The sequence below is a fragment of the Amycolatopsis sp. WAC 01416 genome, assembly GCF_003947485.1.
Taxonomy (GTDB): domain Bacteria; phylum Actinomycetota; class Actinomycetes; order Mycobacteriales; family Pseudonocardiaceae; genus Amycolatopsis.
In genome coordinates, this window is sequence record NZ_QHHX01000002.1 from 36405 (window position 1) to 61530 (window position 25126).

A 25126-nucleotide genomic window follows, 5' to 3' on the forward strand; every position below is an offset into this window, starting at 1 on the left:
GACAGGATGACCACGAACAAGGCTCATGTGACCGAGGAAGAGTATGTCGCGGGTCTCTCGCCCCAAGCCCGGGATCAGTACTACCAGGACAAGGCGAGCGGCGAGGCAGGCGACGGTCCGTTCGCGATCTTCCAGCGGTTGATCGCTCAGGGCAAAGCCCAGCAGCATTCCGAAAACGTCGGGGACAAGACCGTCGACGAGCTGACCAAGAACAAGGACGTCAAGTACGTCGAGGGGCTCGAGCCGCCCAACGGCGACTACCTCGGCTACGACCACCAGAAGCTCGAACAGTTCGTCAACAGCAACCTGAACGTCGAACAGGTCTCCGAGGTCTCGACCGCGTACCACGACATCCACAAGGCCTTCGACACGTTCTCGAGGACGATGGACCAGGCCGTCACCGCCTCCCAGGGCACCTGGGAAGGTGACGCGGCCGGCAACGCGCAGGGCTATTTCAAGAGCCTCAGCAAGTGGTCGGAGTCGAACTCCCAGAACGCGAAGCTCGCCTCCGAAACGATCTACGACCAGGGCACCGCGGCTTCCACGGTGAAGAACACGATGCCCAAACCGATCCCCTTCGACTGGAAGGACGAGGTCGGGGGGTGGATGACGTCGAACCCGTTCAATCTCGGTGACAACATCGACAAGTCCATCCAGAAGCAGAAGGACAGCCAGGAGGCGCACACCCAGGCGGCCTCCGCCATGAACAGCTACGACAAGTCCTTGTACGAGGCCGCGTCGAAGCAGCCGGCGTTCGCCGAGCCGCCGAAGTTCGGCGAGGGCGGCGGTGGCGGTATCGACGACCCGGGCAAGCGGCAGCCGTACCAGGTTCCGCCCGGCTCGAACACGCCCGGCTCCAACAACCCCGGCAACACCTACATCCCGCCCGGCAGCGGTGGCGGGGGTAGCGGCGGCGGTGGTGGCGGCGGTGGCGGCGGCTACGGCTCCAACCTGCCTGGTCCGGGCAGCACCACGGGGTCCGGCAGCCTGCCGTCGGGTACGACGCCGTCCGGCTTCCAGAACGGGCCGGCGCCGATCACCACACCCGGCCCCAACAACAACACCGCGATGCCGATGAGCCCCATGCCGATGGCGCCGCCCATGATGGGCGGCGGCATGGGCGACTCGGAGTACAACAGCCGAAGCGGCCGTGGTGGCGGCGGAAGCGGGTTCGGTCCCGGTAGCGGCGCGGGTTCCACGCCCGGTTCGGGTTCCGCGTCCGGCGCGGCCCGGCCCGGTGGTGTCGGCGCGGCCGAATCGGCGGCAGGCCGCGGGATGGGTGGCCTCGGCGGTGGCGCCGCCGGTCGTGGCGGACCCGGGATGGGCGGCGGCATGGGTGGCCGCGGTCAGCAGGCCGACGGGGACGAGGACACCGAGCACCAGCGTCCGACGTACCTCGTCGAGGGCGACCCGGACGAGGTCTTCGGGACCGACATGCGCACCGCGCCGCCGGTCATCGGCGAATAGGGCAGCGCCTCGCCGGAAGTGAGATGAAAGGCCCCTTCATTGCAAAATTTGCAATGAAGGGGCCTTTCATCTCAAGTGGGGGACCGCCTCAGTAGCGGTAGAACTTCTCCGCGCGGCCCTGGCGCACCAGTTTGAGCCACTGCAGGAACGCCTTCGGGTCCCGTTTGACCCCGATGAAGTACAGCCCGAACCGCACCACTTCGAGCGCGCCGATCTTGCGCATACCCGGCTGCGACAGCAGATATCCGCGGTTGCGGTAGGTGTAGTAGCGCTTGACCTCGTTCTCCGGGTCCTGGGCGTGGAACCGGCCGCCCAGCATCGGCTTGAACTCGTCCGAGCCGTCCGGGTGCAGGTACGCGGTCTTGAGCGAGGTGCCGAACGGCAGCCCCGAACGCACCAGGCGCCGGTGCAGTTCGACCTCGTCGCCGCGGAAGAACAGCCGCAGATCGGGCACGCCGACAACGTCCAAAGTGGACGCGCGGAACAACGCGCCGTTCATCAGCGAGGCGATACCGGGCAGGAAGTCGGTGCCCAGTTCCGCCGACGAACGCTTCCAGGTCAGCCCTCGCCGCAACGGGAAAGCGAGCTTGTCCGGCGCGTCGATGTTGGTCACCACGGGGGAGATCTCGGCCAGATCCCGCTTTTCGGCCTCGTCCAGCAGGATCGCGAGGACGTTCTCGTCGGCGGGGCGGCCGTCGTCGTCGGCAAGCCAGATCCAGTCCGCGCCGAGGGAGAGCGCGTGCAGCATGCCGAGCGCGAACCCGCCGGCGCCACCGAGATTGCGGTGCGAAGGCAGGTACGTGAACGGAAGCGGGAAGTTCTCGACGATGTCCCGCGCCGACTTGTCCGGTCCGTTGTCGACCACGACGAGGTGGTCGACCGGTCGCGTCTGCGCGGCGATCACCTTGAGCGAGTCCGCGAGCAGTTCCCGGCGATGGCGCGTGACGACGACGCCGACGACGGCGCCTTCGGGCAACTGCCGGGTCTCGCTGGTCATCCTTGGCCACCGTTCGTCAGCGACACGGGCTCCGGGTCGGCCTCGACGCCGAACCGCTCCAGTGTCTCCTTGCTCATGTTCTCGAACGGGTCGCGGCCCTTGTAGCCGGTGAGCACCTCGCGCAGCGAACCGCGCTGCTTGACGTGCCCCTCGTCCATCCAGATGGCGGAGTCGCAGAGCTCGAAGAGGAACTCGTCCGAGTGGCTGGCGAACACCAGGATGCCCGACCGCTTCACGAGATCCTTGAGCCGGTCCTTCGCCTTGTTGAGGAACGCCGCGTCGACCGCGCCGATGCCCTCGTCGAGGATCAGGATCTCCGGGTCGATCGAGGTGACCACGCCCAGCGCCAGGCGCACCCGCATACCGGTCGAGTAGGTCCGCAGCGGCATCTGGAGGTAGTCGCCGAGTTCGGTGAACTCGGCGATGTCGTCGACGCGGGCTTCCATCTGCTTCGCGGTCATCCCGAGGAACAGGCCGCGGATGATGATGTTCTCCATCCCGGAGATCTCCGGGTCCATGCCGATGCCGAGGTCGAAGACCGGTGCGATCTTGCCCGTGATCCTCGCCGAGCCGCGGGTGGGCTCGTAGATGCCGGACAGCAGCCGCAGCAGCGTCGACTTCCCGGCGCCGTTGTGGCCGACGAGGCCGACCCGGTCGCCTTCGTTGAGCTGGAGGCTCACGTCGTGCAGGGCTTCGATGATCGGCACCTTGCTTTCGGTGCCGATCTTGCCGCCGACCTTGCCCAGCACCTTTTTCTTCATGGAGCGGGTCTTCGCGTCGAAAATGGGGAAGTCGACGTAGGCGTTGTGCACATCAATGCTGACCATCTGTCACACCCAATAAGAGACGCGGGAACGGTAATTGCGCATCGCGACCAGCGCGAGGCCCCAGCCGACGACCGTGATGCCGAGCACCACGTACCAGCTGTTGATGCTGACGGCCTGGCCGATCAGTGGCGCGCGCACGATCTGGATGAAGTGGAAGAGCGGGTTGCCGTAGACGTACGGCAAAGCCCACGAAACGCCGTCACGGGCGCCGCCCGCCATCAGCTGGTCGATCGGCCAGACGATCGGCGTCATGTAGAAGAGCAGCTGGATCAGCGAGTTGATCACCTGCGGGATGTCGCGGTAGCGGGTCGAGATGATGCCCAGCAGCAGGGTGACCCAGCCGGCGTTCAGCGCGAGCACCAGGATGCCGGGGATCGCGCTCAGCGAGTACCAGCCGAGCCCGGGGTGGCACAGCGCGCCGTTGACGCACGCGCCGCTCATCGCGTACGGCTGGTCCAGGCTGGTGAAGAAGATCGCGACCACGATCACGTAGACGATCAGGTTGTGCGCCAGCATCAGCGTCTGGCGCCAGACCGTCCGCAGCACGTACACCGAAAGCGGTGCCGGGAGCTGTTTGATCAGCCCCTCGTTGGAGATGAAGGTCTCCATTCCCTCGGACAGGCAACCGCTGATGAAGCCCCAGATGATGAAACCGGTGCTGATGTAGGGCAGGAACGTCGCCGTCGGCAGGTTGAACAACTGTGAGTACAGGAGTCCGAGGCCCAGCGCGATGATGCCCTGGCTGATGGTGATCCAGAACGGGCCGATCACCGAGCGGCGATAGCGCTGCTTGATGTCCTGCCAGCCGAGGTGTCCCCACAGCTCTTTGGCGGCGAAACCGGTCTTGATGTCGGCGAACGCGCGCGAAAAGGTCTTGCTGTCCGAAATCGGCGGAACCGAGGTCGGCGCAGCACCGTCGGCGGCGTGAACCGTGCTGGTGGCATGCACGGGAACGAGGGTACCGATGGGGCCGGTGCTGCCTGGGCCGCCCCGCCCGACCACGGAAAGCTACCGTCGGATTCGCACCCGAACGCGGTGCGTGTGCTGGTACTTTCTGCCCTCATGACTGCTGCACTCGGCGAGGCGAGCCTGATGGTCAATCTGCTCGCCGCGTACGCCGACCGGCCGGAGCCTCGTTCGGTGGCCGTGGTCGGGAATCAGCCGCTGCCGCCGGACCCCCGGCGGGCGAAGGCCATCGACGCCTGCGACCTCGTGATCCGCGTCAACGGCTTCGTCGTGGACGAGCCGGGCGGCCCCGAAGCCGTCGGCAGCCGGGTGCACGTCGTCGTGTTCAACCGCGCCGTCCGCGCCACCAAGCACGTCTTACGTGACTACCGCAAGCGGCTCTACCTGCTGGTCGAGCCGGGCCGGATGCACTGGGAGCCCGAAGACATCCCGGGCTGGTGGCCCGCGGACCTCGGTTACGTGCCGGTGCCGAACCGCGAGGTCGTCCTGCCGCTTTCGGACGCGCTCGGCCTGCCGAGCCGCGAACAGGGCCTGTGGTCGACCACCGGCACGCTGGCCGCCTGGATCGCGCGGACGTCTTTCCCGCACGCCAATCTGGTCCTGTCCGGGTTCTCGTTCATCGACGACCCCGACCAGACACACTGGGAGCACGCCGCGGGCGACTCCTGCATCGTCGGCCCCGAACACCAGATCGCCGCCGAGGGCAGGCTGCTGGACTCCTGGACGAAGACCGGCGACACCGAACTCCTGCGCTGAACTCCCAGCCAGCCCACTCCGAGAAGGAACCACCCCATGGCAGTGCAGAAACTCCGCAGCGGCGTGATCGGCCGGATCGCCCGGCTCATCGACTTCCGGATCGACGAGCGGCTTCGCGACCTCAACGGGCGCGTCAACGACCTCGAACACGCCACCGCGGACCACCGGCGCCGGCTCGACGGCGCCGAGAGCGGCCTCGAGGGCGCGCGCGGCGACCTGCGCTGGACCCGCGCCGAGCTCGACCGCCTCATCCCGAGCGTCGCGGCCCAGGAGGCCCAGCTGGAGGATCTGCGCGAGTCGCTGTCGCTGCCGGCGCACGCCGACAAGCCCGAACTGGCCGAGGCGCGCAGCCTGATCCAGGAGATCCAGCGTCAGCACGCCCAGATCCGCGTCCGGCTCGCCGGGATCGCCCGGTACGAGGACCGGCTGCGCCGGATCGAAGACCGCCAGCGCGACACCATCGAGCAGGCTCAGTAGCCCGTGCCTGCCCGAAAGGCCACGGAAGCCGACGCGGGGCTGCTGCTCGCCTGGCGGAACGACCCTCGCACCCGTCAGGCGTCCCGTTCGACCGGCGTGATCACGCTCGAAGAACATTCCGCCTGGCTGCGCGGGGTGCTGGCGTCACCGGACAGGGAGCTGTACGTCGTCGAATTCGACGACGTCCCGGTCGGCACCGTCCGGTTCGACCGCGAGGACGAGGGTGTCTGGGAGGTCAGCATCACCCTCGCGCCGGAAAGCCGGGGACGCGGTCTGTCGGGCGCGGTGCTGGCGGAAGGCGAACGAGCCGTGACCGCGAGCCATCCCGTGCGGGTCGTCGTGGCCGCGGTGCACCGGGACAACGCGGCGTCGGCCGCGCTATTCGACCGGGCGGGGTACGCCGAGACCGCGCCTGCCGTCGACGGTTTCCGGAAGCTGCGTAAGACTGTGTCCTGACCAGACCGTCGTCAGGGAGGCGTTTCGTCCATGTCAGCACAGGAAGTCCGGATCGGCGCGCACCGCATCGGGGCCGGGCATCCGCCGTTCGTCATCGCCGAAATGTCCGGTAACCACAACGGTGAGCTGGAGCGGGCGCTCGAAATCGTCGACGCGATCGCCGAAACCGGCGCGCAGGCGGTCAAACTCCAGACCTACCGGCCGGACACGATCACCATCGACGTCGACGCCCCCGCTTTCCGCGTCAGCGACTCGCATTCGCTGTGGGGCGGCGAGAACCTCTACAAGCTCTACGAGCGCGCCCACACGCCGTGGGAGTGGCACGAGCCGCTGTTCGAGCGCGCCCGCGCCCATGGCCTCGAAATCTTCTCCAGCCCCTTCGACCCCACCGCCGTCGACCTGCTGGAGTCGCTGGACGCGCCCGCGTACAAGATCGCGTCGTCGGAGATCGTCGACCTGCCGCTGATCGAACTGTGCGCGAAAACCGGCAAGCCGCTGATCATCTCGACCGGGATGGCCAGCGTCGCCGAGATCGACGCGGCGGTCCGGACCGCGCGTGAGGCGGGCAACGACCAGCTGATCGTGCTCGGCTGCACCGCCAGCTACCCGGCGTCGCCCAGCGAGAGCAACCTGCGTGGCCTGCCGGTCCTGGCAGGCGTGACCGGGACGCTCGTCGGCCTGTCCGACCACACCCCAGGGATCGGCGCCCCGCTGGCGGCCGTCGCGCTCGGCGCCGTCGCCATCGAAAAGCATGTGACGCTGGCCAGGAGCGACGGCGGCGTCGACTCGGAGTTCTCCCTGGAGCCCGCCGAACTGGCCGCGCTGGTCACCGAATCGCACCGCGCCTGGGAAGCGCTGGGCGCGGCGGTGATCGGGCCGCGTGAGAGCGAGAAGGAAGGCCTGCGGTTGCGGCGTTCCCTTTACGTCGTCGAGGACGTGCGTGCCGGGGACACGGTGACGCGGGAGAACGTGCGCTCGATTCGGCCCGCCGGTGGGCTGGCGCCCGCCGAGATCGTGAACGTGCTGGGCCGCACCTTCGCCTCCGATGTCCCGAAGGGCACCGCGCTCACCTGGGGCCTGATCTAGGGAGTGGCTGAAGGGCGCTTTGGTCCGTGAAGGCCTCCTTGAGGGACTCTGGGTCCCTCAAGGAGGCCTTCACGGACTTCTGACAAGGCCCGAATCGGGCACTGCCACCTCGGACCGTCCCCTGTGGACAGTCGAGAAGCCATGCGGCCAGGGTCCCCTTCAGCTCTAGCCGAAGAAGGCGTGGACCTCGTCGATGACGCGGTCCACGTCGGCGTCGGTCAGCGCCGGGAACAGCGGCAGCGAAAGCTCCTGGCTGTAGTACAGCTCCGCGTTCGGGCACATCCCGCGCCGGTGACCGAGGTCCTCGAACACCGGGTGCCAGTACGCCGGGATGTAGTTGACCTGCACGCCGATTCCCTTGCCGCGCAAGTGATCGAACATCGCGCGACGGCGTCCTTCGAGGACTCGCAGCGGGTACAGGTGCCACACCGGGTCCGCGCCTTCACGCACCGCGGGCGTCAGGACGCCGTCCAAAGAGGACAGTGCGGCGGTATAGCGCGCGTGGATCTCCGCGCGGCGTTTCTTGAACTCGGCGAGCCGGCGCAGCTGGCTGCTTCCCAAGGCGCACAACACGTCCGGCAGCCGGTAGTTGAGGCCGAACTCGTGCACCTCCTGATGCCACGCGCCCTCGTCCGGATAACGCTGCGCCGCCTTGTCCCGCACCAGACCGTGATTGCGGAAACCGCGGGCCCGCGCCAGCAGCTCGTCCGAAGCGGCGACGACCGCGCCACCCTCGGCAGTGGTGAGGTTCTTGGTGGGGAAGAAGGAGAACGTCGTGAGGTCGGCGAGCGAGCCGACCGGCCTGCCCTGCCAGCTTCCGCCGACGGAATGCGCGGCGTCCTCCAGCAGCAGCGCGCCGTTGTCGTGCGCGATCCGGCCGAGCTCGTCCAGCTCGGCGGGGTGGCCGGCGTAGTCCACGGCGGCGACGACCTTGGTCCGCGCGGTCACGGCCGCGGAAGCCGCGGCCGGATCGAGGTTGCCGGTGTCCGCCTCGACATCGGCGAACACGACCTTGCCACCCAGCAGCACCGCGGTCGCGGCGGTGGCGACGAACGTCATCGGCGAGGTGACGACCTCGTCGCCAGGGCCGATCCCGGCCGCCGCGTAGGCGACGTGCAACGCGGCCGTGCCCGATGTCACGGCCACCGCGGGCGTGCCACCGGTGTGCTCGGCGAGGTCTTCTTCGAAGCGCGTGACGGCGGGGCCGGTGGTCAGCCAATCGCCGCGCAGCACCTCGGTGACGGCGGCGATGTCCTCGTCCGAAACGGATTGACGGCCGTAGGGAAGGAAGTCACCCATACTGCTCGACCAGGTCGCGCAGCTCGTCCGCGTCGAGCCACAGGTCGTTGGTGTCCGAGCGGTAGGCGAAGTTCTCCGGCACGGCCTCGCCGCCCGTCGGCGGCTCGTAGCCCCAGCCCGCGATATGCGGCTGCACCACGTACCGGTCGCTCAGCCGCACGGTCCGGCGGGCGTCGTCGGGGGCGATCATCTCTTCGTGCAGCTTCTCGCCGGGCCGGATGCCGACCTCGTGCATCGGCGAACCGGGCGCGATCGCCTGCGCGAGATCGACCAGCCGCATGCTCGGGATACGCGGCACGTACAGCTCGCCGCCGTTCATCTGGTCGAACGAATCGATCACGAACTGCACGGCCTGCGGGAGCGTGATCCAGAAGCGGGTCATCTCCTTGTGCGTGATCGGCAGCGACTCGCCCTTGGCCGCGAGCGCGCGGAAGAACGGGATCACGCTGCCGCGCGAGCCCATCACGTTGCCGTAGCGGACCACGGAGAACCTGGTCGGATGCGTCGCGGCGTAGTGGTTCGCGCTGATGAACATCCGGTCGGCGCACAGTTTCGTGGCGCCGTAGAGGTTGATCGGGCTGGACGCCTTGTCCGTCGACAGCGCGACGACCTTCTTGACGCCCGTGTCGATCGCGGCCTCGATGACGTGCTGCGAGCCGACGACGTTGGTCTGCACGAATTCGAACGGGTTGTACTCACCCGTGTCGACCTGCTTGAGCGCCGCGGCGTGCACCACGTAGTCGACGCCGTGCATCGCGCGCTCGAGGCGGCGGCGGTCCCGGATGTCGCCGATGAACCAGCGCAGCCTCGGGTCGTTGTCGAACTGCTGCCGGGCTTCGTACTGCTTGAGCTCATCGCGGGAGAGCACGACCAGCCGTCGCGGGTTCAGCTCGGCCAGGGCGTAGGTGATGAACGCCTTGCCGAACGAACCGGTCCCGCCGGTGAGCAGGATGCTGGAGCCATCCAGCTCGGACATCGTTGACCTCCGCGTTTCGGTGCTACTGCCGCACGACATCATGTCACCCATGGATGCAGACCCCGGGGCCCACGTGGTCAACGCCGTCATCCAGGCACGCGCGTCGTCCACCCGGCTACCTGGCAAAGTCCTCCGCCCGCTGGCGGGCCGGAGTGTGCTCGGCTGGGTCGTCCGCGCGGCGGCGGCTTCGCCGGGGATCGACAACGTCGTGGTCGCGACGTCGACGGAGGCCGACGACGACGCGGTGGCCGAGGAGGCCGCCCGGCACGGCGCCCTGGTCGCCAGGGGACCGCTCGACGACGTCCTCGCGCGCTTCGCGGTCGCTGTCGAGTCGTACCCGGCCGACGCCGTGGTGCGGCTCACCGCCGACTGCCCGCTGCTGGACCCCGGGCTCATCGGGCAGCTCGTGGCGCAGTGGCGCGCGCAGCCGTCGCTGGACTATCTGAGCACCGTGCTGGTGCGCACCCTGCCGCGTGGTTTCGACGCCGAACTCGTGCGCACCGGGGTGCTCGTCGAACAGGTCGAAACCGCCCGCGGCGCCGATCGCGAGCATGTGACTTCGGGCATCTACGCGAAGCCGGAGCGGTATTCCTGCGCCGGGATCGTCGTGAGCCCGCCCGCCGACGACCTGCGCGTGACCTTGGACACCCCCGAGGACTGGGCGGTCATCGAAGGGATCGTGGCCGAACTGGGCGACCGAGTCGGCGACTGGCGCGAGGTGGTCTCCGTCCTGCGCGCACGGCCCGAGCTGGCGGAGCTCAACGCGCACGTCGAGCAGAAGAAGGTCGCCCGATGACCCGGCTGCTGCTCCGGGCCGACGCCTCGCCGTCGATCGGCGCCGGCCACGTCTCGCGCATGGTCGCCTATGCCGAACGCGCCGTCGCGCGAGGCTGGGAGGTCGTTTTCTCGGGCCGGGTGGACAACGCCGAATGGCTGGCCGCCCGGTTCGGTGAGCTGTCGGTTCCGGTGGTGCCGTCGGTGCCCTTCGAGGGTTTCGACGCGGTGGTCGTCGATCACTACGGTCTCGGCGAAGTGCGCGAAGAGGTCAACGCCGCGGGCGCGCTGCTGGTCTCCATCGAGGACGACGTGTTCGGCAGGCGCGCGGCGGACCTTGTCGTCGACTGCGCCTTCGAACCAGGGCCGAGGCCGGATGACGGATCGGGGGAGTTGCTGCGTGGCGTGCGATACGCGCCGCTGCGCGAAGCCGTCGTGCAGGCGAGGGAAAAGCGTTCCGAGCGACGATCCGACGGCGAACGACCGCGGGTCACCGTGGTGCTCGGCGGCGGCGCGGAATGGGCCGAAACGGTCAGCGCCCTCTTGCGAGCCCTTCGCGACACTCGGCTGCCTTTCGAAGCCGACGTGCTCGTGCGCGGTGAACCGGCCGTGCCCGAACCGCTGCCCGGGCAGGAGTTCCGGGTCGCGCCGCCCGGGCCGGGGCTGCTCGGCCTGCTGGTGGAAACGGATCTGGCGATCAGCGCGGCCGGGGTGACCCTCCTCGAACTGTGCTGTCTCGGCGTGCCCACCGCGGTCGTCCGCCTGGTCCCGAACCAGGACGCGGGTTACCGGGCGGCGCTCGGTCTCGGGCTGGCGGCGGGGCTGGGCAGCGCGGACGCGCTCGACGGCCAGGCCACCGAGACGCTCAGCGGACTGATGTCGGACCCGTCGGCGCGTAACGGTCTTTCCTGGACTTCGATGGCTCTTGTGGACGGGCGGGGTGTGGACCGGGTGCTGGACCGGCTGGAGAAGACGAGGGTGACGGGATGACGACCACGGCGGAGCGAACCGAGGCTGACGCCGCCCCGGAACCGAAGCGACGCCGAGGCCCCCTCGTCGTCCTGCTCGGATTCGGGGCGCTTTTCCTCGTCGGCTGCTGGGCGGCGTGGTTCCTCACCATCGACGACGCCTTCATCACCTTCCGGTACTCGGCGAACATGGCCGACGGCCACGGCCCGGTGTGGAACGTCGGCGAAGACCCGATCGAAGGCTTCACCAACTTCCTCTGGATGCTTTGGCACGTGCCCTTCGCGCTCATCGGAGTGCCGCTGGAGACCGTCGCGAAGGTGACGTCGCTCGTACTGGGAATCGGCATCCTCGTGCTGCTGGTCCGGGCGGGCCACCGCGGCGCGGGCCTGCTCGGCGCGCTCGTGGCGGGCGGCGCGCTGGTGCTCTTCGTGCCGTCCTACTTCCATGTCACCGCCGGCCTGGAGACCATCGCGTTCGCCGCCGTCGTACTGCGGGCCGCGATCGTCGGGGTGAACCTGGTCCAAGGCCGCCCGGTGCGGGTGTGGGAGCCGCCGGTGCTGCTGCTCCTCGCCGGCATGATCCGGCCGGAGGGTGTGCTCGCGACCGTCCCGGCCTTCCTCGTCTGGTGCTGGCTCGGCCGCGGGAGCCGCCGGACCTGGGCGCTGGTGGCCGGAGTGGCCGTCGTCGGCGGCGCGTACTTCGGCTGGCGGTGGAGCTACTTCGGGCACCCGTTCCCGAACACCTTCTACGTCAAGTTCGGCAACCTCGACTCCGGTTCGGTGTGGCTGGAGACGACCGCCTGGCTGGTCGCCCCGCTGCTCGTGCTGACCGCTTTCCTGCTGTTCCGGAAGGCGAGCCGGGGTGCGGGCCTGGTGCTGTGCTCGGTCGTCCTCCTGACCGGGATGACCTACGCGGTGTCCGGACCGACCATGGACTACCTGCACCGGTTCGCCTTCCACGCGTTCCCGGTGCTGTGTCTCGGCGCGGGGCTGGCCATGGCACAGCTCGGCCGCCGGTGGATCGCCGCCGTGACCGGCGCGGTCGCGGTCGGCTGGGTCGCCGTCACCGGCGCGGAATCGGCGGATCTGCCGGTGATCGCCAACTACGGTCCCGATCTGCAACGCGCCCACGTCGCCATCGGGAAGGGCCTCGCGAACGCCAAGGTGCCCGAGGCGGCGCGCAGTCTCGCGGTCTCCGACGCGGGGGCGATCCCGTACTACAGCGGCTGGAAGTCGATCGACTACATCGGACTGAACGACGAGGCCATCGCCCACGGCGCACCGGTGACCGACGTCGTCAAGGCCGCGCGTCCCACGGTCATCGTGGTCACCGCCCGCGGCCAGGGACAGACCCCCGGCTGGGCGTACGGTCTCATCGTCCCCGACGCGGCCAGGGACTACGAGCTGGTGGCGGACGTCCAGATGCGCGACGGCTACTACCAGGAGGTCCTCGCGCTGCCCGAACACGCGGCGTCGATCCGGGCGGCGGTGGCCGCGTCCGTCGACGAGGCGCAGCGCCGGAACGACCCCGGCCGGTACGAGGACACCATCGATCGCTGGCTCGATCGTCTGCGTGCCCAACTGCCGGGCGGCTGAGGACCGTAGCCGTCCTCGATCGCTCCTACCGTCGTCCGCATGACCATCTCGCCGTTCAGGATCGATGTCCCCCAGCGTGACCTCGACGACCTCGCCGCCCGCCTGGCGAACACGCGCTGGCCGGACGAGCTCGACGGCGTCGGCTGGGGGCTCGGGACGCCGCTCGGATACCTGCAGGAGCTCGCCGAATACTGGCGCCTGCGTTACGACTGGCGTGCCCACGAGGAACGCCTCAACGGCTTCCCCGGTTTCCTGACGGACATCGACGGCGCGAACGTCCACTTCCTGCACGCGCGGTCACCGGAGCCGGACGCGATCCCGCTGGTGCTCACGCACGGCTGGCCGGGGTCCATTGTGGAATTCCTCGACGTCGCCGGCCCCCTTGCGGACCCGCGTGCGTACGGCGGCGACCCCGGGGACGCGTTCCACGTCGTCGTGCCGTCGCTGCCGGGGTTCGGCTTCTCGGGGCCGACGACCGACGCGAACTGGGGTGCCGGCCGGACCGCCGATGCCTGGCAGGTGCTGATGTCGCGACTCGGGTACGAGCGCTTCGGGCTGCACGGCGGCGACTGGGGCGCGATCGTGTCGCGCGAGGTGGGCGTCCGATGCCCGGAGCGGGTGATCGGCGCGCATCTGACGATGCTGCCGCACGCGGTGCCTCGCGGTGAGGCTGATCTCGCGGGCCTCACCGGTGAGGAACTCGCGCGGGGCGAGGCGGCGCTGGCGCGCGGGCGGGAGTTCCGGACCGGCGAGCTGGGGTACGCGATGATCCAGGCGACCAAACCGCAAACGCTTGCCTACGGGCTCACCGACTCACCGGCAGGACAGCTCGGGTGGCTGGTGGAGAAGTTCAAGTCCTATTCGGACTCCCGTGATGTCCCGGAAGACGCCATCGACCGCGACGACCTGCTCACCAGCGTGATGCTCTACTGGCTCACCGGGACCGCGAACTCGTCTTCGCGGATCTACGCCGCGCTGGGACCGGCTTGGGGCGAGGAACCGCCGAAGTCCACAGTGCCCACCGGGGTGGCCGTGTTCCCGAAGGACACCGGCCTCCCGATCCGGCATCTCGCCGAGCGCACCGACAACATCGTGCACTGGTCCACTCCGGACCGCGGGGGTCACTTCCCGGGGCTGGAGGTGCCGGATCTGCTCATCGGCGACCTGCGGACGTTCTTCCGGCGGCTGCGTTGACGCCCCGCCGGCTGCAATGAAGGGGCCTTTCATAGCAAATTTTGCTATGAAAGGCCCCTTCATTGCACGCTCATGGCGCGTGTCAGAGGTACTGGCCGGGCCCGTGCGTCTCGCCGCCCGCAGCGTGCCCGCCAAGGGCGCCGCCCGCGGAAGGACCGGCAGGGAGTCCACGCCGCATCTGCTCCAGCTGCACCCGCGCGGCCATCTGCTGCGCGAACAGCGCGGTCTGGATGCCGCTGAACAGCCCTTCCAGCCAGCCGACCAGCTGGGCCTGGGCGATCCGCAGCTCGGCATCGGACGGCGTCGAGTCCTCGGTGAACGGGCGCACCAGCCGCTCCAGCTCGTCCTGCAGCTCCGGCGCCAGCGCCTGTTCCAGCTCGCGGATCGAGGTCTGGTGGATCTCGCGCACGCGGGTGCGGCTCGCGTCGTCCAGCGGTGCGGCGCGGACCTCCTCGAGCAGCTGTTTGATCATCGTGCCGATGCGCATCACCTTGGCGGGTTCTTCGACGAGGTCGCCGAGCGACTCCTCCTGGGCCGCCTCCTCGCCGGAGCCGGGGGAGGCGAGGCGCGCGGTGCCGACCGGAGTGCCGTCGGGCCCGACGACCACCACGTGGGGCGAGGAGTCTCCGCCGCCGTCACCGGGGGTGTTCGATTCGCGGGAAACTGGGTCGGTCATGTGCTCCATCCTGGCCTACGTCGGGCGCGAAGCGCAGTGTGGTTTTCGGCGCCGTCTCCGAGCGTAGCGGGAATCGTCGCACCCCGTGTTCGGGCAGCCAACCCCGGGTAAAGCGCCAAACCGCACGTCCGTACGGTGTCCCCATGGCGTTCGACGTCGCTCGTATCCGTGGGTTGTTTCCCGCGCTGGGTGACGGCTGGATTCACTTCGACGGCGCCGCCGGAATGCTCGTACCTGAACAGGTCGCTTCGGCCGTATCCACGGCCATGCGCGCTCCGGTGTCCGGACCGGGCGGAGCGTTTCCGGCCTCCCAGCGCGCGGAAAGCATTGTCACGGCCGCTCGCCGGGCGGTCGCCGTCCTGGTCGGCGCCGACCCGGCCGGAGTCGTGCTCGGGCCCAACGCGCCCGACCTCATCCGCCGTCTCGTCGACGCGATGGCCGATCGCTGGACGATCGGCGACGAGGTCGTCGTGTCCCGGCTCGACGAAGAGGCCAACCTCGCGCCGTGGCGCCGCGCCGCGAAGCGGGTCGGCGCGGTCGTTCGCTGGGGCGAGATCGACATCGAGACCTGCGAGCTGCCCGCGTGGCAGTACGAGAACCTCGTGTCCGCGCGCACCAAGGCCGTCGCGGTCACGCTGGCGTCCGGTTCGGTCGGCACGCGCCCCGACGTCCCGACGGTGATCGAGTTCGCCAAACGCGTCGGCGCGCTGGTCGTCGTCGACGCGACGTACGCGGCGCCGTTCGTGCCGCTGGACCTCAACGCGCTCGGCGCCGACGTGATGGTGGTTTCGGCGCAGGCCTGGGGCGGGCCTTCGGTGGGGGCGCTGGTGTTCCGCGACCCCGAACTGCTCGAACGCCTGCCGTCGGTCTCGCTCGACCCGGCCGCACGCGGTCCGGCCCGGATGGAGCTCGGGCCGCACGCGTATCCGTTGCTGGCCGGCTTGATCGCGTCGATCGACTATCTGGCCGGATTGGACGACGCGGCGATGGGCTCGCGGCGCGAGAAGCTGGTGACGTCGCTGGGCTCGGCGAAGTCGTACCACGCGGGACTTCTGGCGCAGCTGTCCACCGAACTGCGGTCGCTGCGGCATGTCATGGTCATCGGCGACGCCATGCGCCGGATCCCCGCGCTCGCGTTCGCCGTCGCGGGCAAGAAAGCGCCCGAGGTCGCCGAGTACCTGGCGTCCCAGGGGCTCTGCGCCTTCGCCGACGACGGCACGAGCGGCGTCTTCGGGTCGCTCGGCGCCGCCGAAGTCGGCGGCGCCGTCCGCATCGGCCTCGCGCACTACTCGAACGTCTTCGAGGTCAATCAGCTCGTCCGGGTGCTGGAAGAGATCCGCTAAGACTTCGCGGCGAGCAGAACCTTGCCGAAAACCGTGCCGTCCTCCAAAGCGCGGTGCGCGGAGGCGGCCTCGGCCATCGGGACGACCTGGCCGACGATCGGCTGCACCGAACCCTGCTCCACCAACGGCCACAGCCGTTCGCGGACGTCGGCGACGATCGCCGCCTTCTGCTCCAGCGGCCGCGAACGCAGGCCCGCGCCGAACATGCTCGCGCGTTTGGTCATCAGCTTGCCGATGTTGAGTTCGCCCTTGACCCCGCCCATCATGCCGATGACGACGAGCCTGCCGTCCATGGCCAGTGCGTCGATGTTGCGGTCGAGGTACTTGGCGCCCATGTTGTCGAGGATGACGTTCGCGCCGCCGGTCTCGGCGCGCAGGACCTCGACGAAATCCTGTTCCTTGTAGTTGATCGCGATGTCGGCGCCGAGCTGGCGGCAGCTCTCCAGCCGGTCATCCGAACCCGCCGTCACCGCGACCGTCGCGCCGAGCGCCTTGGCGACCTGGATCGCGTGCGTGCCGATGCCGCCCGCCCCGCCGTGGACGAGCAGGACCTCGCCTTCGGACAGCTTGGCGTGCATCACCACGTTCGCCCAGACCGTGCACGCGACTTCGGGCAGGCCGGCGGCCGCGAGCAATTCGACTTCGGCGGGAAGCGGAAGCAGTTGTCCTGCCGGGACGGTGACCTTTTCCCCATAGCCGCCACCGGCGAGCAAAGCACAAACTTCGTCGCCGATTCGCCATCCCTCGACGCCTTCGCCGATTTCGGCGATCGTGCCCGAACATTCGAGCCCGAGAATTTCGCTCGCCCCCGGCGGGGGCGGGTAGTTGCCCTGGCGTTGCAGCAGGTCAGCACGGTTGACGGCGCTCGCGGCGACCTCGATGACGACTTCGCCCGAATCCGCTACCGGATCGGGGACCTCGGTCCATTCGAGAACATCGGGATCGCCGGGCTCACGGATGGTGATCGCGTACATACAAGCGACCCTATCCCGGTGTCGTAAAGTCCGCCGAACGTCGGTTGACCTGTGGCGCAAACCACATAAAGGTGACGCTCATGTCATATTCGCGAAGAAGCATTGTTCCCTCGATCGTGGTGATGGCCACCGCCGCGCTCACGGTCGGAATGGCTCCCGCTGCGACGGCCACGACCGGGCCCGAGGGCCCCGCGCTGGCCAAACAGCTCGTCAAGAAGGTCGACGTGAACAACGTCAACCGGCACCTGATCGCCATGCAGCGGATCTCGGACGCGAACGGCGGCCGCCGCGCCGCCAGCACCGAAGGGCACAAGAAGTCCGCGGAATACATCGCCACCAAGCTGGAGCAGGCCGGGTACTCGGTCACGCGGCAGGAGTTCCCGTTCACCTACGCGGAGACCCTCGCGGAGAAGCTGACGGTCGCGGGCGCCGACGTCCCGGTCATCATCATGTCCTACAGCCCGTCGACGCCGACGGGTGGAATCACCGCCCCGCTCGCCGTGGTCCCGGTCGACGACACGAGCGGCTGTGAAGCCGCGGACTACGCCGGCGGGGTCGCCGGCAAGATCGCGCTGATCCAGCGCGGTGGCTGCTCCTTCGCGCAGAAGCAGGCGACCGCCGCCGAGGCGGGCGCCGTCGGCGCGATCGTCTACAACAACGTCCCCGGCCCGGTCAACGGCACCCTCGGCGACCCGGCCGCCGGCAAGATCCCGACCGGCGGCATCACCCAGGCCGACGGCCAGGTGCTCGCCACCAAGGCCGGTTCCTCGGTCACCCTCGACCTGCGCGCCTTCCAGGAGGAGCGGACCAGCTACAACGTCCTCGCCGAGACCAAGACCGGTCGCAAGGACAACGTCGTGATGCTCGGCGCCCACCTCGACAGCGTCACCGAGGGGCCCGGCATCAACGACAACGGCACCGGTTCCGCCGCGCTGCTGGAGACCGCGCTGCAGCTGGGCAGCAAGCCCAAGGCCAACAACGCCGCCCGCTTCGGCTGGTGGAGCGCCGAGGAGTTCGGGCTCGTCGGCTCGACCCACTACGTCAACTCGCTGAGCTTCGAAGAGCAGCTCAACATCGCGCTGTACTACAACTACGACATGATCGGCTCACCGAACGCGGCGTACTTCGCCTACGACGGTGACAACTCCGACGGTGTCGGCGCGGGCGCGGGCCCGTACGGTTCCGCGCAGCTCGAGCAGACGCTTGTGGACTACCTCCAGCTGGGCAAGGGTGTCCCGGTCGAAGGCACGGACTTCACCGGTCGTTCCGACTACGGCCAGTTCATCGCGGTCGGCATCCCGGCCGGTGGCCTGTTCACCGGTGCCGAAGGCGTGAAGACCGCCGCACAGGCCGCGAAGTGGGGCGGTAGCGCCGACGTTCCTTACGACAAGTGCTACCACCAGGCCTGCGACAACCTCGGCAACGTCGACCGCGTCGCGCTCGAGCGCAACTCGGACGCCGTCGCCTGGGCGCTGGGTGTGTACGCGACCAGCACCGCGAACATCAACGGTGTCTCGGGTGCCTCGGCTGCGAAGGCGAAGGCCCTTCGCGCCGCGGAGCGGTCTCAGCAGCGGAGCATGACGGCTTCCGTCCACGCTGACGACCACCACGGCCACGTCGCCGCGTAGTAGCTCTCTCAAGCGCAATGAAGGGGCCTTTCATCGCAAAATTTGCGATGAAAGGCCCCTTCATTGCGTCTCTGGAGATGCGCTGCTCAGGGACTCAGACCCCTGGAGACCGGTGCTCCCGATGTGGCATTGGTGGCGCTCAGCGTCCCCAATGCCACATCGGGAGCACCGAGCGAGGGGAACTCAGCCCAGGCTGTTGGTCGCGAAGGTGTCGCACCGCGCCGGCTGGCCGGTCTGGAAGCCGGTGGTGAACCACTTCTTTCGCTGCGCCGAAGTGCCGTGGCTGAACTGCGACTCGTCGACCCGGCCGCCGCCGAGTTTGGACTGGATGTAGTCGTCGCCGATCCGCGAAGCGGTGTCCAGGGCGGAGTTGATGTCCTCCTGGGTGAGCTCGGTGAGCAGTGGCCGTCCCGTCTCGGTCGGCGTGGTCGTGGCGTGGTTCGCCCAGACGCCGGCGTAGCAGTCGGCCTGGAGTTCGAGCCGCACCGAACCCGACGTCGGCCCGCTCCCGGTGCCCTTTTTGGACACTCCGGTGAGGTTCTGCACGTGATGGCCGTATTCGTGGGCCAGCACGTACGCCTCCGCGAACGGTCCGCCCTGCGCGCCGAACCGGGTGCGGAGTTCGTTGAAGAACGCGAGATCGATGTAGACCTCGGAGTCGCCGGGGCAGTAGAACGGCCCGACGTCCGAAGTCGCGTTGCCGCAGGCCGTGTTCACGCCGCCGCTGAAGAAGTTGGTGACGGCCTTGCGATACGTCGAGCCGGACCGCTGGAACTCCTGCCCCCAGTAGTCCTGGATCGAGTTGATGGTGGCGACGATCGCGCAGTCGTGGTTGCGGTTCGCGTCCGCGCCGGTCTTGCATTCCTGCGACAGCGACGTGTTGTCCATCTGCTGTCCGGAGCCAAGGCCGCCGAGGCTGCCGACCGAGGACGGGTTCAGGCTCACGCCGCCGAACTGGGACATCAGGAAGTAGATGACAAGGCCGACCACACTGAGCCCGCCGCCGCCGAGTGCCACCCGGCCGCCGATACCGCCGCCGCCACCGCCACCGCCGCGCAGGTCCTCGACCTCGGAGGTGTCCAGGCCCGCGCCTTCGTCGAATCGCACGGGGGGAAGCGTAGCCGGAAGAGGCCGGATATGCCTGGGTGCGGCCACGCAGCGCGGCCGCACCCAGAACTACCGAGGTTGTCTTGTACAGATCGCCGGTTGGCCGCGATCACCGGGCCGGCGCCGGGCGCTGCCGAGGCGGTCGAAGAGGCCGCGAACCCGAAACAGGCCGGAGTGACGCCGAATGCGCGAGAATTGTCGTGCGCATCTGAGATGCCCGCGCTCGTCGCTGTTCGCAGTCGCGACCGACCCGGTCCTTTCCGTTCCGGTCGCGGGGACACAGCAGGCGGTCAACCGCGAGAATCACCCGCCATACCACCACCTTGACCCTTCCCGGCTGGGGAGCGAGTCCGGCGATCGTCCGTGGAGATCGCCCGTTACTTGCCCGACCATCCGCTGACAAGAAGAATGCGCCTTTTCGCGCCGAGTCTCAACCTTTTCGTAACCCTCCTTCGGGCGAATGTCCCGTCCGGTTTTTCACCGGCCGAAAAGTGACCGGCGGGTATGCGCCTTGTGCGATCAACGCTCTACGCTGCGTGGATGGCGGTGGAGCAGAAGGAAGTGCGCTGGCTGTCCGAGTCGGAGATGGTCGCTTGGCGCTCGTACATCGTCGCCACCATGCGGCTGCGGCAGCGCCTGCATCGCGAACTTTCCGAGCGGCACGACGTCACGCTCGCCGACTACGAGGTCCTGGTCTGCCTTTCGCTCCAGTCCGACAACCGGATGCGGATGACGGAGCTGGCGAGCATGCTCGGCTCGACCAAGAGCAGGCTTTCGCACCAGATGGTCCGGCTGGAGGCCGAGGGGCTGATCCGCCGCACCCGTGACCCGGCGGACAAACGCGGCGTCGTCGCGGAGATGACCGGACGTGGCGCGGAACTGCTGGCGGGTGCCGCGCCGACGCACGTCGAGGGCGTCCGGGAGCATTTGATCGACCTGCTGAGCCCCGAAGAGCAGCAGGTGCTGGGGCGGGCTTTCGGCCGCGTGCTGGAGCACCTGTCGGCGATCGACGGTCTCCCGCGGCTGCCGCCGGTCACTTCTTGAGGGCGTTGAGCCGCGCGGCCTGACGCGTCAGGTGGGCGTGCTCGGCCAGGTCGGCCGCCTTTCCCGCGGCGTCGCTGTACAGCCGCGCCGCCGTCGCCAGGTCGCCGTCGCGCTCGTGGAGGTACGCCGCCACCGCCGTGTACCGCGGCAGCGAGCCGTCCAGTTTCGCCAGCGCCGCCAGGCCCGCGCGCGGTCCGTCCGCCTCGCCGACGGCCACCGCGCGGTTGAGCCGGACGACCGGGCTGCCGGTCAGCCGCGCGAGTTCGTCGTACCACTCGACGATCTGCACCCAGTCGGTCTCCTCGGCGGTGGGGGCGTCGGCGTGGAGCGCCGCGATGGCGGCCTGTGCCTGGAATTCGCCCAGCCTGTCGCGCGCCAGCGCCGCTTGCAGGATTTCGACGCCCTCGGCGATCAGGCGCGTGTCCCATTCGCCGCGGTCCTGTTCGGCGAGCGGCACCAGGTCGCCGCCTGGAGTCGTCCTGGCGGCGCGCCGGGCGTGGTGGAGCAGCATGAGGGCGAGCAGCCCGCGCACCTCGGGATGGTCGATCGAGGCCGAGAGCCGCCGGGTGAGCCGGATGGCTTCGGCGGCGAGGTCGACGTCGCCGGAGTAGCCCTCGTTGAACACCAGGTAGAGCACGCGGAGCACGGTGGCGACGTCACCCGCCTGGTCGAAACGCACCTCGGAGACGGTGCGTTTGGCCCGGCTGATGCGCTGCGCCATGGTCGCTTCGGGCACCAGGTACGCCTGGGCGATCTGCCGGGTGGTCAGCCCGCCGACGGCGCGCAGGGTGAGCGCGACCGCCGACGACGGCGTCAGTGACGGGTGGGCGCACAGGAAGTAGAGCTGCAGCGTGTCGTCCACCGCGGGGGCGGGCCCGGCCTCCGGTTCCTCTTCGACGAGGTCCTCGCGACGGCGACGGGCGGCGTCCGATCGGGCCATGTCGAGGAATTTGCGCCAGGCGACGGTGACGAGCCAGCCCTTCGGATCCTTCGGGAGGTCACCTGGCCAGACGCGGACGGCCTCGATCAGCGCTTCCTGCACGGCGTCCTCGGCCGCCGCGAAGTCGGCTCCGCGGCGGACGAGGATTCCGAGGACGTTCGGTGTGAGGCCGCGAAGGAGAGCCTCGTCCATCTCGGTGTTCACTCCGTGATGACGAGGGGTTCGCCCCACAGCGGCCGCAGTTCGAGCCACTCGTGGATCGGCTTCCCGCCCGCGCCGGGAGCGGCCGACAGCTCGCCCGCCAGTTCGAGCGCGCGCTCGTAGCTGTCGACGTCGATCATCATCCAACCCGCGATGAGGTCCTTGGTCTCGGCGAAGGGGCCGTCGGTGACCGGCGGCTTGCCTTCGCCGTCGTACCGGACGAAGGTGCCTTCGGGGGCCAGGGCCTGTTCCCCGACGAACTCGCCGGTCTCTTGGAGCCGGAGTGCGAACTCCCTCATGTACTCGATGTGCGCGGTGATCTCGTCCGGCGCCCAGTGGGCCATCGGCACGTCGTTGACCGCCGCCGGAGCGCCGCGGTAGTGCTTGAGCAGCAGGTACTTCGCCATGACTTGTTCTCCTCGATGAGGGTGACGCGGCCGGGGTTCGGCCGCTTTCATCGCCAGGGACGGAGCCGGGTGCGGGTTCTCGACATCGTCGGGAACAGTAATGCTGCCCGATGACCGGGAACATAGCGGAGGCGACCGATTTCATCGGACCTCAGAACGGATTAATCGCGGAAAACCGGCCCTCAATGGCGTCTGGTGGTCCATACATCCGATCTCTAGCCTTCTTTATCGCGGCAGTTTTCCCTTCGCGAAAGGAAGAACCCCTTGTCCAAGGCAAAACGGCGATCCGCCGGCCTGCTGGTGACCGCCGGTCTCATCTGCGGCCTGTTCGTGGGTGAGACCGCGGGGGCCGTGGCCTCCGACATCCCGGCGGCACCCGCCGTCAAGGACCACAGCCGGCCGCTGCCGCCCGGCGCGACCCCGGTGGCCCCGCTTGCCGCTTCCGTCGCTCAGGCGCAGATCGCCGCCAATCCGGTGATCTGCGAGGGTGACGGCGTCTCCGGCAAACGCGTCGAGCTGGTCTACGTCCGTGAAGCCGGCCAGCCCGACCGGTACGCGACCGTCGTGCCCTCCCTGCGCGCCTACGCGTCCGGGATCGACGACTCGTTCAACGACAGTGCCGCGGCCACGGGCGCCAGCAGGCATCTCCGGTACGTGACGACGGCGGGCGCGGGTTGCCAGGTCGCCGTCGGCAACCTCGTGGTGCCCAACGGCACGTACACCTCGGGTGCGATCCGCGACGCCGCCATCAACGCCGGTTTCCACCACGCCGACCGCGACTACATGCTGTTCTCCGACAACCCCCACACCTGTGCCGGCACGTGGGGCGACAGCGACGACCAGCCCGGTCCCGCCAACGCCTTCAACAACGGCAGGCACTACACGGAGATCGCCGTCCCCTGCTGGGGCGTGAACGCCGCCGCCCACGAACTCGGCCACATGCTCGGCGCCGTCCTGCCCGGCGCCCCGCACTACCAGGGCGGCGGGCACTGCTCCCAGGAATGGGACCTGATGTGTTACGGCGACACCCAGTCCTTCGACTGCACGGAGCGCGATTTCGATCGGCTGCTGGACTGCGGCAACGACGACTACTTCAGCACGAATCCCACGCCGGGCAGCTGGCTCGCCACCCATTGGAACGTCGCCAACAGCGCCTTCCTGATCAAGAAGGACACCCCGGACAACGACGACGGCCACGCACGCGGCGGGAAGACGTACGTCATCACCGGCGCCAGTGGCAACGCCATCGACGTCGTGGGTTCGTCGACCGGCGGCCTCGTCGAACTCAGTCACCGGGCTCGCACGGATTCCCAGAGCCAGAAGTGGATCCTGGGCTACAACACCGGTCTGCAACTCGTGAACGCCAACAGCCAGCTGTGCGCCGACAGCGCCCAGAGCGGGACGGCGCCCGGCACGCACATCCTCCAGTACAACTGCAACGGCCAGAACGGCATGCGGTGGGCGTTCCAGCCGCTCGGCAACGGCAAGGTGGCGATCTTCAACTATCTGACGGGTTACGCGATCACCGAGGGCGGCGCGTATCCGGCCTCGCTCGTCCAGCAGCCCTACACCGGGGCGGCCAATCAACAGTGGACCCTGAACCCCGTCGCCGACCCCGGCCCGAAGGCGAGCACGAAGTACTACCTCACTGTCGCGACCAACGGCAACAGTGCCGCAGTGGTCGACGGCTCGTCGTCTTCCGGCGCGAAGATCACCCACGTGGCCAGGCAGAACGACAACGGCCAGAAGTGGAAGCTCACCGACGTGGGCGGCGGGTACTGGAGGATCTCGAACGAGCGGAGCGGCCTGTGCCTGCGGCCGGTCTCGGGCAGTACCGCGGACGGCGCGCTCCTCGAACAGACGCACTGCGGCTCGTCGACCAATCAGCAGTGGAAGCTGCTGCGTAGCGCCGACATGCGCTACGGGCTGGTGAACCGGGCGAGCCGGCTGGCGGTGCGGCAGGCTTCGATCCTTGAGCAGCGGCCCTTCGTGGGCGGTCGCAGCGACGAGACCGTCTGGGCTCTCGTGCCCGCGTGAAACGCGAAGCTCCCCAGGTCTGCGGACCTGGGGAGCTTGGTTTCAAGACTGGCGGTAGCGGTGGGATTCGAACCCACGGAGGACAGAGCCCTCGCATGTTTTCAAGACATGTTCCTTCGGCCGCTCGGACACGCTACCGCTGTCGAGGATATCCGACGGTGCTTTGCCGGGATGCTTCGGATCTAGTCGAAGTCCCAGTCCGTCAGTATCCCGATGAAGAGGAAGAACGCCAGGAGGAGCACGATGATCGCGACGCCGATGTAGCCGATGATGATCGCCGCCAGCGCCATGCCCTGGCCGCCCGCTTCCCCGCGTTTGGCCTTGGAATGCGCGATATGCCCCATGATGACGCCCGCGATCGACGGCAGCCCGCTGCACGCGACGAGGCTGGCGATCGACACGACCAGCGCCGCGATCGCCAGACCCTGTTCCTGCGGCGGTTGCGGCGGGCCGTAGCCGTAGCCCGGCTGCTGGTACGGCTGCCCGTACGGAGGTTGTTGACCGTACGGCTGCTGCTGACCGTAGGGATCCTGCGGATATGTCACCGGCTCACCGTAACCGCCGGAGATCGGTTCAGGACGCTTGACTCTTCTCGGCCTTCGCCGCGATCCGCGCCTGGACCTCGGGACGGCGCAACGGCGGCACCGTCGCCGGCGGCTGACGGCGGGCGGGCAGTTCGGTCAGCAGCCGCCTGGTGATCTCGGTGATCTCGGCGACGGCGGCCTCGAACGGCTCACGGGTGGCGTCAGACAGGCTCTGCACCCCGGACACCTTGCGGACGTATTGGCGGGCGGCGGCCTCGATCTCGTCCGGCGTCGCCGCCGGCTCGAGGCCTCGAAGCGTGGTGATGTTCCGGCACATGACTCGATCGTACGTCCGCCCACCGACGTTTCCGGGTGCTTCGATCACACAGTCGGTTAGAAGCTGCCC

The 25126-nt window shown here is 68.8% G+C and carries 25 protein-coding genes and 1 tRNA gene; 13 read left to right on the forward strand and 13 right to left on the reverse strand.

The window, feature by feature from the left end; all coding sequences use genetic code 11:
• Window positions 1-6 precede the first annotated feature (6 nt).
• Window positions 7-1467 carry a hypothetical protein gene (locus DL990_RS04530; protein ID WP_125797984.1) on the forward strand — a complete coding sequence of 487 codons (1461 nt, stop codon included), beginning with the start codon at window positions 7-9 and terminating at the stop codon, window positions 1465-1467.
• Between the two features lie 88 nt (window positions 1468-1555).
• On the opposite strand, the gene DL990_RS04535 is transcribed toward DL990_RS04530, so the two are convergent.
• The 3 genes from DL990_RS04535 to DL990_RS04545 are packed head-to-tail and all read right to left on the reverse strand — an operon-like array spanning window position 1556 to window position 4239.
• Complete coding sequence (locus tag DL990_RS04535) at window positions 1556-2464, reverse strand: glycosyltransferase (RefSeq protein WP_125780605.1); 909 nt, start codon at window positions 2462-2464, stop codon at window positions 1556-1558.
• Window positions 2461-3291, reverse strand: coding sequence for an ABC transporter ATP-binding protein (locus tag DL990_RS04540; protein ID WP_125797985.1), 831 nt, complete (start codon window positions 3289-3291; stop codon window positions 2461-2463). Before DL990_RS04540 ends, DL990_RS04535 begins: the two co-directional genes overlap by 4 nt.
• 3 nt (window positions 3292-3294) lie before the next feature.
• Entirely contained in the window at window positions 3295-4239 is a 945-nt protein-coding gene (locus DL990_RS04545; RefSeq protein ID WP_199746218.1) for an ABC transporter permease, read from the reverse strand.
• Between the two features lie 144 nt (window positions 4240-4383).
• Between DL990_RS04545 and DL990_RS04550 the strand changes: the two genes are divergently transcribed.
• The 4 genes from DL990_RS04550 to pseI are packed head-to-tail and all read left to right on the forward strand — an operon-like array spanning window position 4384 to window position 7032.
• Entirely contained in the window at window positions 4384-5013 is a 630-nt protein-coding gene (locus tag DL990_RS04550) for a hypothetical protein (protein WP_125780778.1), read from the forward strand.
• Window positions 5014-5049: 36 nt separating this feature from the next.
• The gene (locus tag DL990_RS04555) at window positions 5050-5490 is read left to right on the forward strand and encodes a hypothetical protein (RefSeq protein WP_125797986.1); all 441 of its coding nucleotides are present in this window, start codon (window positions 5050-5052) and stop codon (window positions 5488-5490) included.
• 3 nt (window positions 5491-5493) lie between these two features.
• Entirely contained in the window at window positions 5494-5946 is a 453-nt protein-coding gene (locus DL990_RS04560; protein WP_125797987.1) for a GNAT family N-acetyltransferase, read from the forward strand.
• Between the two features lie 30 nt (window positions 5947-5976).
• Entirely contained in the window at window positions 5977-7032 is a 1056-nt protein-coding gene (pseI, locus tag DL990_RS04565) for a pseudaminic acid synthase (protein ID WP_125780609.1), read from the forward strand.
• 165 nt (window positions 7033-7197) lie between these two features.
• On the opposite strand, the gene DL990_RS04570 is transcribed toward pseI, so the two are convergent.
• A complete protein-coding gene (locus tag DL990_RS04570; protein WP_125780610.1) occupies window positions 7198-8331 on the reverse strand; it encodes a DegT/DnrJ/EryC1/StrS aminotransferase family protein in 1134 nt (377 codons plus the stop codon).
• On the reverse strand, window positions 8324-9307 hold the full coding sequence (gene pseB / locus DL990_RS04575; protein ID WP_038507572.1) for a UDP-N-acetylglucosamine 4,6-dehydratase (inverting): 984 nt from the start codon (window positions 9305-9307) through the stop codon (window positions 8324-8326). Before pseB ends, DL990_RS04570 begins: the two co-directional genes overlap by 8 nt.
• A gap of 49 nt (window positions 9308-9356) precedes the next feature.
• Between pseB and DL990_RS04580 the strand changes: the two genes are divergently transcribed.
• The 4 genes from DL990_RS04580 to DL990_RS04595 are packed head-to-tail and all read left to right on the forward strand — an operon-like array spanning window position 9357 to window position 13839.
• Window positions 9357-10103, forward strand: a complete 747-nt coding sequence (locus DL990_RS04580) for a cytidylyltransferase domain-containing protein (RefSeq protein WP_125797988.1) — start codon at window positions 9357-9359, stop codon at window positions 10101-10103.
• Window positions 10100-11071 (forward strand): spore coat protein, encoded by a 972-nt coding sequence (locus tag DL990_RS04585; RefSeq protein ID WP_125797989.1) that lies wholly within the window; start codon window positions 10100-10102, stop codon window positions 11069-11071. The genes DL990_RS04580 and DL990_RS04585 overlap by 4 nt, the downstream gene beginning before the upstream one ends.
• Window positions 11068-12645 (forward strand): hypothetical protein, encoded by a 1578-nt coding sequence (locus DL990_RS04590; protein ID WP_125797990.1) that lies wholly within the window; start codon window positions 11068-11070, stop codon window positions 12643-12645. Before DL990_RS04585 ends, DL990_RS04590 begins: the two co-directional genes overlap by 4 nt.
• Window positions 12646-12684: 39 nt before the next feature.
• A complete protein-coding gene (locus DL990_RS04595; RefSeq protein ID WP_125797991.1) occupies window positions 12685-13839 on the forward strand; it encodes an epoxide hydrolase family protein in 1155 nt (384 codons plus the stop codon).
• An 82-nt stretch (window positions 13840-13921) separates the two neighbouring features.
• On the opposite strand, the gene DL990_RS04600 is transcribed toward DL990_RS04595, so the two are convergent.
• On the reverse strand, window positions 13922-14524 hold the full coding sequence (locus tag DL990_RS04600; protein WP_125780620.1) for a bacterial proteasome activator family protein: 603 nt from the start codon (window positions 14522-14524) through the stop codon (window positions 13922-13924).
• A 134-nt stretch (window positions 14525-14658) separates the two neighbouring features.
• On the opposite strand from DL990_RS04600, the gene DL990_RS04605 reads away from it, so the two are divergent.
• Window positions 14659-15858: a cysteine desulfurase-like protein gene (locus DL990_RS04605; RefSeq protein WP_125797992.1), complete on the forward strand. Its 1200-nt coding sequence runs from the start codon at window positions 14659-14661 to the stop codon at window positions 15856-15858.
• Here the strand turns inward: DL990_RS04605 and DL990_RS04610 are convergent.
• Window positions 15855-16832 (reverse strand): NAD(P)H-quinone oxidoreductase, encoded by a 978-nt coding sequence (locus tag DL990_RS04610; protein ID WP_125797993.1) that lies wholly within the window; start codon window positions 16830-16832, stop codon window positions 15855-15857. The two genes, DL990_RS04605 and DL990_RS04610, sit on opposite strands and share 4 nt — an antisense overlap.
• An 80-nt stretch (window positions 16833-16912) precedes the next feature.
• On the opposite strand from DL990_RS04610, the gene DL990_RS04615 reads away from it, so the two are divergent.
• Window positions 16913-18460 carry a M28 family metallopeptidase gene (locus DL990_RS04615; protein WP_199746219.1) on the forward strand — a complete coding sequence of 516 codons (1548 nt, stop codon included), beginning with the start codon at window positions 16913-16915 and terminating at the stop codon, window positions 18458-18460.
• 183 nt (window positions 18461-18643) lie between these two features.
• Here the strand turns inward: DL990_RS04615 and DL990_RS04620 are convergent, their stop codons facing one another.
• On the reverse strand, window positions 18644-19567 hold the full coding sequence (locus DL990_RS04620; protein WP_125797994.1) for a neutral zinc metallopeptidase: 924 nt from the start codon (window positions 19565-19567) through the stop codon (window positions 18644-18646).
• 540 nt (window positions 19568-20107) lie between these two features.
• On the opposite strand from DL990_RS04620, the gene DL990_RS04625 reads away from it, so the two are divergent.
• The gene (locus tag DL990_RS04625; RefSeq protein WP_199746220.1) at window positions 20108-20611 is read left to right on the forward strand and encodes a MarR family winged helix-turn-helix transcriptional regulator; all 504 of its coding nucleotides are present in this window, start codon (window positions 20108-20110) and stop codon (window positions 20609-20611) included.
• Here DL990_RS04625 and DL990_RS04630 read toward each other — a convergent pair.
• Together DL990_RS04630 and DL990_RS04635 are read right to left on the reverse strand one after the other, a co-directional pair.
• A complete protein-coding gene (locus DL990_RS04630) occupies window positions 20601-21743 on the reverse strand; it encodes an RNA polymerase sigma factor (protein ID WP_125797995.1) in 1143 nt (380 codons plus the stop codon). The two genes, DL990_RS04625 and DL990_RS04630, sit on opposite strands and share 11 nt — an antisense overlap.
• 8 nt (window positions 21744-21751) lie before the next feature.
• Window positions 21752-22159 carry a YciI family protein gene (locus DL990_RS04635; protein ID WP_125797996.1) on the reverse strand — a complete coding sequence of 136 codons (408 nt, stop codon included), beginning with the start codon at window positions 22157-22159 and terminating at the stop codon, window positions 21752-21754.
• A gap of 264 nt (window positions 22160-22423) precedes the next feature.
• Between DL990_RS04635 and DL990_RS04640 the strand changes: the two genes are divergently transcribed.
• Complete coding sequence (locus DL990_RS04640) at window positions 22424-24196, forward strand: RICIN domain-containing protein (RefSeq protein WP_125797997.1); 1773 nt, start codon at window positions 22424-22426, stop codon at window positions 24194-24196.
• A 49-nt stretch (window positions 24197-24245) separates the two neighbouring features.
• On the opposite strand, the gene DL990_RS04645 is transcribed toward DL990_RS04640, so the two are convergent.
• The 3 genes from DL990_RS04645 to DL990_RS04655 form a co-directional block, all read right to left on the reverse strand.
• Window positions 24246-24334, reverse strand: a tRNA-Ser gene (locus tag DL990_RS04645).
• 44 nt (window positions 24335-24378) lie between these two features.
• Window positions 24379-24741: a DUF4190 domain-containing protein gene (locus DL990_RS04650; protein WP_125780630.1), complete on the reverse strand. Its 363-nt coding sequence runs from the start codon at window positions 24739-24741 to the stop codon at window positions 24379-24381.
• A gap of 28 nt (window positions 24742-24769) precedes the next feature.
• Window positions 24770-25057 carry a DUF2277 domain-containing protein gene (locus tag DL990_RS04655; RefSeq protein WP_125780632.1) on the reverse strand — a complete coding sequence of 96 codons (288 nt, stop codon included), beginning with the start codon at window positions 25055-25057 and terminating at the stop codon, window positions 24770-24772.
• Between the last annotated feature and the right edge of the window lie 69 nt (window positions 25058-25126).

Bases quoted from the DNA above. Each gene is read 5' to 3' on its own strand.
- DL990_RS04630 (WP_125797995.1), bottom strand. From the start codon at position 21,743: ATGGACGAGGCTCTCCTTCGCGGCCTCACACCGAACGTCCTCGGAATC.
- DL990_RS04540 (WP_125797985.1), bottom strand. From the start codon at position 3,291: ATGGTCAGCATTGATGTGCACAACGCCTACGTCGACTTCCCCATTTTC.
- DL990_RS04595 (WP_125797991.1), top strand. From the start codon at position 12,685: ATGACCATCTCGCCGTTCAGGATCGATGTCCCCCAGCGTGACCTCGAC.
- pseB (WP_038507572.1), bottom strand. From the start codon at position 9,307: ATGTCCGAGCTGGATGGCTCCAGCATCCTGCTCACCGGCGGGACCGGT.
- DL990_RS04600 (WP_125780620.1), bottom strand. From the start codon at position 14,524: ATGGAGCACATGACCGACCCAGTTTCCCGCGAATCGAACACCCCCGGT.
- DL990_RS04535 (WP_125780605.1), bottom strand. From the start codon at position 2,464: ATGACCAGCGAGACCCGGCAGTTGCCCGAAGGCGCCGTCGTCGGCGTC.
- DL990_RS04635 (WP_125797996.1), bottom strand. From the start codon at position 22,159: ATGGCGAAGTACCTGCTGCTCAAGCACTACCGCGGCGCTCCGGCGGCG.
- DL990_RS04610 (WP_125797993.1), bottom strand. From the start codon at position 16,832: ATGTACGCGATCACCATCCGTGAGCCCGGCGATCCCGATGTTCTCGAA.
- DL990_RS04580 (WP_125797988.1), top strand. From the start codon at position 9,357: ATGGATGCAGACCCCGGGGCCCACGTGGTCAACGCCGTCATCCAGGCA.
- DL990_RS04585 (WP_125797989.1), top strand. From the start codon at position 10,100: ATGACCCGGCTGCTGCTCCGGGCCGACGCCTCGCCGTCGATCGGCGCC.
- DL990_RS04605 (WP_125797992.1), top strand. From the start codon at position 14,659: ATGGCGTTCGACGTCGCTCGTATCCGTGGGTTGTTTCCCGCGCTGGGT.
- DL990_RS04555 (WP_125797986.1), top strand. From the start codon at position 5,050: ATGGCAGTGCAGAAACTCCGCAGCGGCGTGATCGGCCGGATCGCCCGG.
- DL990_RS04570 (WP_125780610.1), bottom strand. From the start codon at position 8,331: ATGGGTGACTTCCTTCCCTACGGCCGTCAATCCGTTTCGGACGAGGAC.
- DL990_RS04590 (WP_125797990.1), top strand. From the start codon at position 11,068: ATGACGACCACGGCGGAGCGAACCGAGGCTGACGCCGCCCCGGAACCG.
- DL990_RS04625 (WP_199746220.1), top strand. From the start codon at position 20,108: ATGGCGGTGGAGCAGAAGGAAGTGCGCTGGCTGTCCGAGTCGGAGATG.
- pseI (WP_125780609.1), top strand. From the start codon at position 5,977: ATGTCAGCACAGGAAGTCCGGATCGGCGCGCACCGCATCGGGGCCGGG.
- DL990_RS04615 (WP_199746219.1), top strand. From the start codon at position 16,913: ATGTCATATTCGCGAAGAAGCATTGTTCCCTCGATCGTGGTGATGGCC.
- DL990_RS04550 (WP_125780778.1), top strand. From the start codon at position 4,384: ATGGTCAATCTGCTCGCCGCGTACGCCGACCGGCCGGAGCCTCGTTCG.
- DL990_RS04655 (WP_125780632.1), bottom strand. From the start codon at position 25,057: ATGTGCCGGAACATCACCACGCTTCGAGGCCTCGAGCCGGCGGCGACG.
- DL990_RS04530 (WP_125797984.1), top strand. From the start codon at position 7: ATGACCACGAACAAGGCTCATGTGACCGAGGAAGAGTATGTCGCGGGT.